Annotated in this window: 11 protein-coding genes; all 11 read right to left on the reverse strand. The window is 51.8% G+C overall.

The annotated features are described in order from the left end of the window. Complete coding sequence (locus IM304_RS07640) at positions 1-1,152, reverse strand: efflux RND transporter periplasmic adaptor subunit (RefSeq protein WP_193355552.1); 1,152 nt, start codon at positions 1,150-1,152, stop codon at positions 1-3. Continuing rightward, on the reverse strand, positions 1,142-3,256 hold the full coding sequence (locus IM304_RS07645; protein WP_193355553.1) for a peptidase domain-containing ABC transporter: 2,115 nt from the start codon (positions 3,254-3,256) through the stop codon (positions 1,142-1,144). Before IM304_RS07645 ends, IM304_RS07640 begins: the two co-directional genes overlap by 11 nt. An 8-nt stretch (positions 3,257-3,264) precedes the next feature. Beyond that, the gene (locus tag IM304_RS07650; protein WP_193355554.1) at positions 3,265-4,215 is read right to left on the reverse strand and encodes an ABC transporter; all 951 of its coding nucleotides are present in this window, start codon (positions 4,213-4,215) and stop codon (positions 3,265-3,267) included. 4 nt (positions 4,216-4,219) lie between these two features. Further along, entirely contained in the window at positions 4,220-4,837 is a 618-nt protein-coding gene (locus tag IM304_RS07655; protein WP_193355559.1) for a DsbA family protein, read from the reverse strand. 111 nt (positions 4,838-4,948) lie between these two features. After that, positions 4,949-5,149, reverse strand: coding sequence for a DUF4762 family protein (locus tag IM304_RS07660; RefSeq protein ID WP_148422641.1), 201 nt, complete (start codon positions 5,147-5,149; stop codon positions 4,949-4,951). A gap of 87 nt (positions 5,150-5,236) precedes the next feature. After that, positions 5,237-5,896, reverse strand: a complete 660-nt coding sequence (locus IM304_RS07665; protein WP_148422642.1) for a DNA-binding response regulator — start codon at positions 5,894-5,896, stop codon at positions 5,237-5,239. 23 nt (positions 5,897-5,919) lie between these two features. Further along, on the reverse strand, positions 5,920-6,468 hold the full coding sequence (locus IM304_RS07670; protein ID WP_193355555.1) for a fimbrial protein: 549 nt from the start codon (positions 6,466-6,468) through the stop codon (positions 5,920-5,922). A 9-nt stretch (positions 6,469-6,477) separates the two neighbouring features. Next, complete coding sequence (locus IM304_RS07675) at positions 6,478-7,521, reverse strand: fimbrial protein (protein ID WP_193355556.1); 1,044 nt, start codon at positions 7,519-7,521, stop codon at positions 6,478-6,480. An 18-nt stretch (positions 7,522-7,539) separates the two neighbouring features. Then, complete coding sequence (locus tag IM304_RS07680; protein WP_193355557.1) at positions 7,540-8,283, reverse strand: molecular chaperone; 744 nt, start codon at positions 8,281-8,283, stop codon at positions 7,540-7,542. A gap of 31 nt (positions 8,284-8,314) precedes the next feature. After that, complete coding sequence (locus tag IM304_RS07685) at positions 8,315-10,798, reverse strand: fimbria/pilus outer membrane usher protein (protein WP_193355560.1); 2,484 nt, start codon at positions 10,796-10,798, stop codon at positions 8,315-8,317. 221 nt (positions 10,799-11,019) lie between these two features. Continuing rightward, a complete protein-coding gene (locus tag IM304_RS07690) occupies positions 11,020-11,550 on the reverse strand; it encodes a fimbrial protein (RefSeq protein WP_193355558.1) in 531 nt (176 codons plus the stop codon). Positions 11,551-12,113 lie beyond the last annotated feature (563 nt).

The raw sequence follows: 12,113 nt of genomic DNA on the forward strand, positions 1-12,113 counted from the left end.
CTATCCCCTCACCTTATTCTGCGCCAGCACGACCCGATCGCCCGCCTGTAATCCGTCCAGCACTTCTGCATACTGCCGATCGTTGATACCAATGCGGACCGCGCGGGGTTGCGGTAATCCGTTTTCAAGGATGGTAACGGTGTAACGCCCGGCATCCAGCGCCTGACCTAGCGCGGCAACCGGAACGCGCAGAGCATTTCTGGCCTCGGCAATCTGGATAAATACCTGTGCCGTCATGGACGTTTTAAGTTCGCGCCCGACGTTAGGCACTTCAAATGTCCCGGTGTAGTAGACCGCCATCGCCTGCTGGTTCCCTCCAGCGCCTCGCTCACCGGAGCCGTCCAGCGTCTCCTGTGGTGCAGGCTGTACAAAACCCATGATGCCGACGTAGCGTTTTTCCGGATTAGCTATTACATAGAAACTTAGCGGCTGGCCGGGGCGTATTTTTTGTACGTCGGCCTCTGAGATGCGCGTTTGTACCTGCATCGTATCGAGGTTCGCCAGTACCAGAATGGTCGGCGCGGTTTGCGAAGAGACAATAGTCTGCCCCTCCCGGGTCACGATGCCCAACACTTCACCGTCGACAGGAGCGACGATGCGGGTATAGCTCAGGTTGGCCTGCGCTGCTTTCACCGCCATTTCAGCCTGAGCAATCTGCGCGTCGCTCACCTCGACCTGCTGCACCTGCACAGCATATTGCGCGTTGGCCTGCTCAAGCTCGCTGCGCACCCCCGAGCCGTCGCGAAGCATCATCCGCTGGCGGTCGCGTTCCTGACGGTAACGCAGCAGCGTGGCCTGCGCCGACAGTTTTTGCGCTCTGGCACTGGCCAGCTGAGCCCGTGCGTTTTTCAAATCAGACTCCTGCAAAGTCGGATCAATTTCCGCCAGCAGTTGGCCTTTTTTTACCTTTTCTCCCTGGCGAACGTACAGCTTACGCAACTGGCCGTTGACCTGAGCACCGACGTTAACCTGTACCGCCGGTTTCAGGATCCCCGTCACCAGCACGACCTTTTTAATATCGCCGGTGCCGATCGTTTCCAGCGGTAAAGCGTCGTGCGGTGAGGTTGTGTCCATCGTCAGCCAGGCTGCTGTTGACGCAACGGCAAGCACCAGAATGCAGCTCAGCACAACCCAACGATAATCAGGCTTCATCACGGCTCTCCCTCAGGCTGAGCTTGCCTGCGGCCAGCTGATAAATCCTCTGAAAGTTCGTCAGAACCTGCTCGCTATGGGAGACCACGATCAGCGATTTTCCGCTTTTCCGGCAATGCGCGTGGATCGTCGCCATCACAACTGCGGCGGTATCATCGTCAAGATTGGCGGTCGGTTCATCGAGCAATAAAACCGGGCGTGTACTGTACATTGCGCGCGCCAGCAACAGACGCTGGCGCTGGCCGAGCGAAAGCGCCGCGTGACTTTCGCGGATCAGGGCGTCAATCCCCCCCGGTAATGCACGCACCACGTCACCCAGCGCAAGGGAATCAAGCAGGGCTTCAATCCGTGCACGATCGCGTGTCCGGTAGCGCGTGTCGAATAATGTGATGTTTTCACGCACCGAGGTATTAAACAGAATGTCCTCCTGGCTTTGCAGGAAAACATAGTGCGCCAGCTGTGCAGCCGGGAGTGCAGTTCCTGCGGCATAACATTCGCCCGCCTGCGGAGTTAACAGCCCGGCAATCAGCCGCAATAAGGTGCTTTTGCCCGCGCCGGACCCGCCCACGATCGCGATGTGTTCACCTGCCCCTAACGAAAATGAGATGGATGACAGGAGGGGGTTCGCGGGATCGTAGCCGTAACACCATCCCCTGAAAGCCAAATCCGGTGCCCTTTCTGCAGGTCGCTGTAGCGCCAGAGACGAGCGGGCCTCCTCTTCACGTGGCGCAAACAGGGCATGAGCACGGGTGTCGATCACGTGTAATTGCGATTTCTGAATGATGGCGTAGAAGATCCGCGTCACATATGAGGTGAAGATTTGCCGCAGAAAGCTGTAGGCAAAAAAATCGCCAAGGGAGATCTGTTTGCTGTGGACCATCGGCAGCACCACCAGCATAAACGCCACCATTTCCAGGCTTCCGCTAAGCTGATACAGCCCTTCTTTTACCTGCTGATAAACTTTCTGACGCTGCAGACACGCGTATAAATCGCGGCTCAAGGCGGCAAACTGCCCCTGACGCTGGCTTTCCAGCGCGGCGGTTTTTACGGTCAGGATGCCCTGTATGGTCTCCATGAAAAAGTCATTCAACGCGGCGCTTTTCAACTGGAGCTGCTGGGTATACCAGCGGTCGCGGATCACGGCCCAGACGCTGATGATCCCCATCACCGTGACACCGATAGCGGAGATCGCCGCCAGTACAGGGGCAATCCAGAACATGATTGCCAGGGCGATCGCGCCGATCACCCAGTCGGAACGCAGCCCGTTATCCAGCTCAATTTTTTGTAGCAGGCCCATCTGCCAGGCAGTGAAACGGCTGAAGATCTCCCCCGGAGCACGTCTTTCAAAAAAACGAAGCGGGTTCTGAAGCAAACGAGAAAACCCAGCGCCGCTGTTAAGCAGTACAAAGCGTTTGATATAACGCTCGCTGAGCACTCGCACGCCCAGCGCCATCAGGGAAGCCGCCACAAACGCCAGCATAAACCACCCGTACGGAAAGGCGCTGTTTTCTACGCTTGAGAACGCCTGGTTGATGGCGCCACTCACCATCGTTGGCATCAGAAACAGCGTCAACGATACGAGGAAGGTCAATATCATCAGCCGATAAATGCCCGACACCTGCGCCGTCTCCTGAAGGCTCATCGCCCCCGGCACGCTTCGCGTTTTTGTGGGTAACGCAAGATGGGGCTCGGCCGTCTGCTCCTGGCCGCGATCAACGATCAGCGCGTAGCCGCTGATCTCCTGCTTAAGCGCAGCGAAAGGCAGCCACTGTTCGCCTATCGCTGGATTCATTACACAGACATGGCTACCTTTTCGCCATGCGAGCAGGACATAATGGTTCGCGCCATAATGTAAAATAGCGGGCAGCGGCAGATCGCTCAGCTCATCGTGTTCGAATAATACCGGCGTCGTCGTGATACCGAGACGTGTCAGAATGTTCATCAACGCGTCCAGCGAGGTGCCGTGATCGGATGCCGGAAAAATATCGCGCAGCGTTTCCAGAGAAACCGTTTGTCCTTGCGTTTGTGCCAGCATCGCCACGCATGCCAGCCCGCACTCGTTAGTCTCTTCCTGAAAAATCAGATTCGGGATCGTGGTTGTCATGTTTATCGTTAATGATTAATAAAGTAGAGAGAATGGCTGTGCCACAAAAGCCATTCCTGCGGATGTTCACGCAGGGTTGATTCGATAACCCTGGGCAGAACACCAGCAACGTTTAGACTGCTCACCGGAGGATGAATGTGGATGCGCAGCCTGTTGTCATAACTCAGGTGGTAAAACACCACCTGAGCCGCAACAGCACCAGCAAGGCGCACAACGCCGCTGTGCAGCTTCGCGCTGCGTCCGAATAAACGACACGGCAGTTTCGCCGCCAGACTCCCTTCAGCCTGCAGGGTGTAATCTGGGGAAATATCAGGAAAAATAATCATATTCTGCTGCCCGGTGGCGACTTCAGTGATATGCGCCATCAGGCTACTGGCAAGCGCGTTGTTCTCCTGATGGATAGAGCAGTAGGAAAGCGCAATCCCGCCCAGGGCACGGGCGCGCGCGTTATACAGTTCTGCACTGGAGGAGACCAACGCGCAGGCCTTTCCTGGCGTAACGCTGGCACCGACGATAGCGGCTAATACGTCCGAAACCGTATGAAGCGGAGCCAGAATACAGGGCGTTTTTTGCTGGTGCAGCGGTGCAACCACCGCTTCCAGTTCCGCCGTACACTCACGGATTTGCTGAAGTAGTCCCGCGTTTTGCCCCCAGGTGGCAGCCTCTTCCAGAAGGCGTCGACGCACCGCAATCCAGGCCACGTCTATCCGGCCGTTTTGACCCGTCAGGCAGCGGTAGTTTTCGTTTGCTACCGCGTTTCGAAGATGAAATAAACGTCCGGTCAATCGCAACGCACAAAGCCCTTTCGCCACGACCAACAGTACGGGAAGAGGTCCGTAGCGCACCATTTTCCGCAGGAGAAATAACGCGGTCCGCGAAAGACTGTGCCGAAGGTCGACAATTCTTTCGGCGCTGTTCTTAAAACCGAACACGCTCCAGAGAATAAAAATTCTGACCACGAAATTATTTATCCTCTTTCAGCAATTTCAGCATACGCTGTGCAAATGTCGGAAACTCGCTATCCTGGGCAACTACATAGCGTTTATTAATTATGAACATCGGCGTAGCGCTGATATTATAGTGCTCGGTAATAGCCGTCATTTCGTTGAGCCGATCTTTTACCGCCTTGCTGTAACGCAGCTTTTTAAATTTACTGACATCGATGTGATTTTTTACCAGCCAGGCGTCGAGATTTTTTTCATTGGTGAGGTCGATGTTTTTCGTGATAATGGCGTTATATGCACTCTCCCGAACAGTCTTTTCTACCCCCATAGCTTCCAGCGTGGCAAAAACAGGCGCCCAGACGGCAAGGCCATTATTATCACCTGCGATATGTATAGCGGTAAATGTGCTGCCCTGCGGTAGAGCCCGTGAAAATTCAGTCAGATTGTCTTCGTTCGCCGCACAATAATGGCAGCCATAAGACATTACTTCGATAATACCGTAGGGTTCTTTTATTGGACTTTTGGCTAGTTGTTCGCTGCTGACTTCCTGAAACGCCTGGGTCTGCGAGTCATCTTTTGCAAAAGAACTAAAGACAAAAATATGGTAATAAAGCACTGTAATCAGCGCTGAAACCATAACCAAAAACAAGGAGTAGGCTATAAGCGTAACGCGTGTAAATTGAGTCACCAGTATATTCTCGTCAGAAGTAAAGAAACCTGGAGGCGGAATCCCCCAGGCCAGAGTCGATTAATAACGGTTCGGGATGCCGCCACATTTGCTGGAATCAGCATCCTGCATAGAGGTGGTACAGCCGTGTTTATCCGTACAGGTGGTTATCTGCTTACAGGAAGTTACGCCACCGATCGTGACGTTCTGATAGGTGATTTCACAGGTTTTACAGGTTCCACCTACAACGTTAGCTGCTTCGACTACTGTCAGTTTTTTCATATTCATTTCCTTACTCAGATTTAATTGAAGTGCCATAATTTGCACCGATAATTCGACAAATCGTTCTGCCGAAAATGTTTCACAGGATCAGGGCATCATGCCTCTGAACGCTGAGAATAAGGCGATGTTGTTTCTGATATTCAATCTTTTCATTAGATGCCGTTTGATATAACTCAGGCGACGGACATCTACATTAATCTCACCGGAGATTTGCGACAGTGACTTTCCTTTAAATAACTCTTCTATTAACCACCACTCATTTCCTGAAATCGTAGGTTCCACGTCCCGGTTAAAGAGTTTTCGTCGCGTATAGCTCACCAGAGAGGGGCTGAAGCAATATCCCTGACACCTGTGTTGCAGAAGCTCCTTAAAATATAACGTTATGCTTTCCATACTTTCGCTTTTTAAGAGCCAATGGGCGGTTGGGAATATGGCATAAAGTGCAAAGAAAATGGGCATATGGTGCTTACCCAATAAAATAACCATTTTTTTATTTTCATGCTGATAGCATTCCTTCATTATTTGCAATGTATGAATTCGTTCTCGCGGCAGGCTATCCACATCACAGAGGATCCATGCGCAACACTCATCATTAACCCGACGCTGAAGCTGAGTGATAAGCTGTTCATAATCATCCGTTACGGTATATAAAGCTTCCGTCGTTTCAGCAAGTAAACTGGTAATAAGTATTCTAATTCCTTGCGAATAAAAGATGTTTTTATCGTAAAGAAAATACTGATGATTCATGTGTCACTATCCTGTTAACGCCGCTACTGATAGTTCAATGTATAATTGGCAGTGGCGGTAAATGGCCCTGCGGTTATCGTTCCATTTGTTAAGGCATCCGGCTCGGCTTCAATAAAAGCCAGAAAGCTCAGCCGTATTAGCGTGTCGTTAAGAGGGGTTGGACGGGTCGCAACGTTCAGACGCACGGGCGTTTCATCGGCTTCCAGCAGACCAATCCCAACCCCTCCCGCATTCCCGGGGGGAGTTGCGTTGATTGCCAGTCGATCCGCCAGGTTTGCGTTAGCGACGCCACTGAAAGTTACCGTTACCGCGTCAAACACGTTCGGATTACAGTCCTGCAATTGAATGGTGAAGGGTACGGGCGTCGTTTTTCCGCTGCCAGACAACGATTTTGTAGATATTTCACCAAAATCGACCTGCACGCGTTCTGACTCTGGTGCAATACTGCACGGATAAGCCATGACCACCCCTTTAAAGCTGAGATCGCCACCGGTCAACTCGGCCTTTGCCCAGGCTGGTAATACTGAAACTACCGTCAACAAACAGGCGAGGATAATTGTCATGCGATGCATATTCCCTCCTTACTGGAATTCAGCCACAACGGTTGCAGACGCGTGAAAATCACCTTCAGGGATCGATGAAGCGACGCTTTTGGCCACCGGAGCGGCAGTGAGGTTCCAGTCGCCCTGGTTGTTGGAAAATCCCGGCACGTTATAGAACGTATTTGGCACCACGGGGTTGCCCTGGGTATCGCGCAGCGCAATACCCAGCTCTGAACGATCGGTTGCTCCCTGCGTACTCAGGTACTTACCGTCTTCAAATGCCGGGTTAGCCTGCTGGATCCCCAACCTGATATTGAGTGCTCCCTGAGAAAAACTGCCGCCCTGGCATTTCACGTGTATCGGTACGTTCTGACTGTAATTGATACCGTTCAGGCGACTACCTGTCCCAGGGATGTTGCCGAAATCAACGACGATAGGCGTACCCTGATTGACGATGCATTTATCTGGAACGGTGACGACGCCGGAGGCAATGGTAACGCGCGACAGCGGGGTTTGCCCCATCACGCCAGGCCCCAGACGACCGTAAAGTGTCGCAATTTCAGAGCCCTGTAAATTCACCCCGTTGATAATGGGCCTGGTGATCATAAAGGTCACCCTTCCCTTCGCGCCGGACGCAAACTGGTTGGACAGGACGGTGCTCGGCGGGTTGCAGTAGTTCTGATTGACGTTGTTTGAAACACTGTCGAACGGCACGGTTTTGTACTGTTGCAGGTTACCGCCGATATAGATCTCAATTTTCACGTCCATATACTCATTGAGCTTGAGATAACCCGTCGTCATTCCAGATTGGGTCAGCGTCGCCTTCGATGTGTAATACACTGGCTGGTTAACCATAGGCTGCGTGCAGTAAGCCCGGCCCTGGAACATCCCTGCCAGGTCAAATTCATCCGTAACCACAGCGCCGACCTGATTGTTGGTAATATCCTGATTATTAATATTAATAAGATATTCGTAGGTGCCATTCACCGCCTTAATCTCGCCGTCCACTTCGGACCATGCCGTCCCGGGTGTCCCAAGCGTGCACATCGCCAGTAGGGCTGCATAAGGATAAGGATATTGCATCTTCAGGCTCCTTCCTGATTAACCCTGCTGGGCCGCTGGTAGCGCTTTACAGGTATTGCCATCGCAACGATATTTCAGCGCCGGATGCCCGCCATAATCGTTCACAAACATCATGGAAAACTGGCTAACGTTTGGGTCTGTTATCGCAAACTGCTGGCTCGACCTGGGGGCAATCATAATCCCCGGAAACTGCGTGATCTTCTGCCCATCATCTTTGGTCAGGTTAAGGATTGTGACGTAGTAAGGCGTTGGGTTCTGTGCTGTCATCTGACCGGCATTTTTATGAAACACCACCTGATCCTGCCAGATATCTCCCTTCATCTTCGGGATCACGGACGCCGGACGGTAAAACAGCTTAATGCGTGACTGCATAGCCAACTGTAGCGTATTGGGCTTTTCCGGCTTAGGCGGTATCTCCCTGACATTGAGATAGAAAAGGCTCTCTCTATCCTTCGGCAATTTGTCTATGTCGGCCGTTTTAGTCACGCGCGCGATCCCTTTTTGCCCCCCGTTGATGCGCTGTAACGGCGGTAAAACAATCAGAGGCGAGGAGATCTTGTTGCCCTTTTCATCCTCCACCCACGACTGAGCGAGGAAAGGAATATCCGGACTGGTATTTGAAAGATTGGCACTGGATGATGCATCTTTCTCCGTAATAATAAGGCGAGTCCGATCCAGAGAAACTCCCGCCTGGGCGCAGCTTCCCACCATACTCAAAACACACGCCGCCATCAGATAACCATTCTGTCTTTTCTTGCTCATTTTTGGCCTTTATTACAGTGAGATAACATGTCTACAGGGTTTTACGGCACGGCAATAACGTGTCCGAATGGCCATTGTTTATGCTCGGCGGGATTGTGACCTTGCATTGCTGTTTGCCGCCCCACAAAACGTTCAGGGTTTCATTAGCATTGACGCCGGAAAGCCAGGCCTTACCGTCCTCAAGCACCATCGCGACGCTAACGCCATCGGTGTTGTAAATTTCCGCTCCGAATGGCGGAACGCTGTTGTCCGCAAGCCGTACCGTACCCATCATCTTCATCCCCTTCGCGATGCCGAAAGCCTGATAGCCAATGGCGCCTTCCGTCAGAGTGGTCGTGCTGATGGATTTTGCCGGTTCGATATCGCTGTCCATTGCATCGACATCCACACGTGTATCAAAGCTGTTGTAGCTCACCACGTCCGGTACTACGGCGATACCGAAGCGGTTCGTTCGAGACTTTTCACCGTTAAGCGGCACACCGCTAATGCCGTTGGTATCGACCATGACGCGGGCCGTATTCATCGTTGCCCCGCTGTTATGCATAGCCGCTCCATGGCGGGTTGCCGTAAAACCGCCGCGCAATGTGGTGCTTAGCGCCATGAACTCATTCTGCTGATAGCTGGCATTAGTATTAATTTCAGCCAACTGAGAACGATGCAGGTAATAGCCATCTACGCTGGCGTTGCCGTTCTGGCTGGCACCCGCGCGAACCCGCCACAGGTTATTGAAGTCGCTGTTATCGGTGTATGAGGCCATCGGGCTGCTCTTACCGTTAGTGGTCTGGATATCCAGCCCCGCCCACGTGTTATCGCCTATCGGCACGGAGAGGGAGAAAGATATCGCGTCATCCTGGCGTCCCTGATAATCGGTACGGTAAGCGGAGAGATTGGCGGTAATACCGCTGATATCACCGATACGGAAGGCGCGGCCCACCGACAGGCCGTAGCGATCCTGGCTGCGTTTATTCCAGTAGTTTTGATGAGTCCAGGTGAGAAAAAGGGTTGTTGCCTTGCCCGCTTCGCCTGCCCAAAATGTTTTACTTCCGGTGAGGGTATAGAGCTCTTTTTCACGTCCTCTTTGGTCATAACCTTCGTAACGCTCATCCAGGTACTGTGCCATCGAACGGAAGTCTTCCTCCGAGAAACGGTAGCCCGCAAAAGTGATTGAGCTGTTGTATTCATCAAAGGTCTTTGCGTAACTGAGCTTGAATGAGGTGCCTTTCAGGCGTTTACCGTCAGGCTGGCGACTCCATGACTCGGTGGCATCGACGGAAATAGCCCCAAAAGCATTCAGATCGCGCCCAATACCCAGCGAGGTCGCCGTGTAGGCTTCGCCCGAAGACTGCAAACCTCCGTACAACGACCAGGCGTTGCTGATCCCCCAGGAGAAATCGCCGGAGAGGAATGATGGCCCCTTCAGGGAGTGGTCGTAACGGGACGGAGTACCGCCAGCGAGGTTGTAACGTACGTAGCCCGGACGGGTGAGATACGGGATGTTGGCAGTGTTCACCTGGAAAAGGGAGACAGAACCATCCTGCTCCTCAACGCGTACGTCGAGCGTTCCGCGTACCGAGCTGCGTAAATCCTGAATATTGAATGGACCAGCGGGCACCGTGGTTTCATAAATCACTCGTCCACTCTGGCTGACAGTCACTTTGGCATTTGAGCGGGCAATACCGTGGATCTCAGGCGCATAGCCCTGTAGAGCAGGTGGCAACATGCGCTCGTCACTCGCAAGATTGATCCCGGTGAAACGTAAGGTATCGAAAACCTGTGAGTTCAGGTAAATCTCACCCAGCGTCAGTTTCGCCGCCATCAACGGCAGTGGTCGATAAGCGTAGATCTGATTCCAGTCGAAATCGGATTGATGGTCCTGGCTGTAATAGCTGGTCTGGTATTCTCCCCGAACCCGCCAGCCCCCCACATTGGCTCCAGCCTGGCCGTACCCCGATAGTGCACTGTAGCTTTCATGCTCGTTTAACTGACGGGTAAGCTGCCCGTTCAGGCTGTAATCAAAAATCAGACCGGCAATACCTTCATCCCAGCGTTCAGGCGGCGTCCAGTCAGGATCGTTATATTTCATCCATGCCTGCGGCACGGTAATATCAAGCACGCCGGCATAGTTGCTTAATTTCGCCCCTGGCAGACGATGTAGCGAATAGCAGTTCTCGTAGATCTGAGTAGCCTGTAAACGCGCGTCCTCCTTGAGCGCAAGTTTGTCCAGCAACTCGCCGCTTATGCACGGCAATGAACGTTTTTCTCCAGGCGCTTCGACATAACGAATTTTCTCTTGCCCTACCGACTGACCGTTAATACGGATATCCAGCAGATAGTCTCCCGGTGTGACATAGTTGGCTGTCGCAAATCGCGACAGATCGATATGTGTGCGGTCCGCAGCGTCCAGGACATCGGTATTAAACTCAATACGTTCCTCTGCACTGGCCATTGCGGTATAGCAACTGGTCATGATCAGAAGAGCTATCATCGTCAGATTAGTTTTTAATTTTCCCGACATCATCCCCGCCCTGAACAAATCCATTAAAAACGTCCTGTATTCCACAGCGAATTTTTATTGTGTTAGTTACGATACGTAAGCAAACTGATAAGTGCTTATGTCTTCTCGTCTTAATGCGTTATGCACTACATACGGAAATAAAATAGTTTTACGAACAGATTTTTATTATGCTAATTTTAAAAAGTGCGGGAAATATTCCCGCACTTTGTACGTTGTGCGAATTACTGGTAAGCAATCTCGAAATTAACCGTGGACTGGAAGGAACCCGCTGTTACATTCGCGTTTGTACTTTCTGCTTTTACGTATGCCACGAACGGGATAGCGTTAGCGCCATCGACCAGCTGCACAGGAGTGGTTGCCGTACCCCATACCACGTCCTGACTGGCGCTGTCACGCAAACCAATGCCTGCACCAGACGCCGTACCCGAGGTAAAGGCTGCCAGAGAGGCATCTGTTGGGTTTACGCTGGTTGGGGTATATGTCACTTCAGCCGTTTGCGCTACGGTAGTATCGCAGTGTTGCAGTTCGATATTCTGGTGTACGTTTCCGGCGTGTGCTCCGTTAGCCAGCGCAGAAACAGGAATCTGACCAAAATCGACGCTTACCGGGCTTGAACCTGGCGCCAGACCGCACGCGGTGTTCACCAGCTCACCCTGGAATTCAATTTGGCCTGTCGTCGTGTCAGCGAATACAGACACCGATCCCAGAGCGGCGGTAAAAGCCGCTGCCATAGCAATTTTATTCAGTTTCATAACAATATCCTGTTTGTACTAATATCCTGAGAAATAAGGAGGCAGCATACCGCGATCGATATATATCGCGACTGTAATTAACTCCTTGTTTGTCCGGGAAACGTTATGGCAATCTTTAAGGTCGCCATATTTTTAATTACCACCGTTTCTTCGAACTGATAGAAATGCTATCAAATCAAAATTTCAGTACAAAGCAATACATTTGATGTGGAATATATACGCATTGTTAATTCGCGGGGATGCGAAGGGCAGGAGTTATATGTCGCAAAGAGTAATGATTAATCCTAATTTCATGACGTTTTTATAAAGGAATAATTCTCCTGATCTGAAATCAATTAAGATAATTCGTAGAAGAAAATACGAATAGATTTAATAACACAGAATATGCATTTGGCTGGAATGTCGAGTCTGCAAGCGAAAGGTGAGAAAGTTTCAAGGAGGGGACGGTGCGGTCTGAAGGCCTCTTTCACAGGAAGAGAGGAAAGCATAAAGCAAAAAACCCCGCACCTTACGGTACGGGGTTCTTCTTGATTGATGCCTGGCAGTTCCCTACTCTCACATGG

Origin of the sequence: Enterobacter cloacae complex sp. P40C2 (assembly GCF_014930695.1) — a bacterium.
GTDB classification, from domain to species: Bacteria; Pseudomonadota; Gammaproteobacteria; order Enterobacterales; family Enterobacteriaceae; genus Enterobacter; species Enterobacter pasteurii.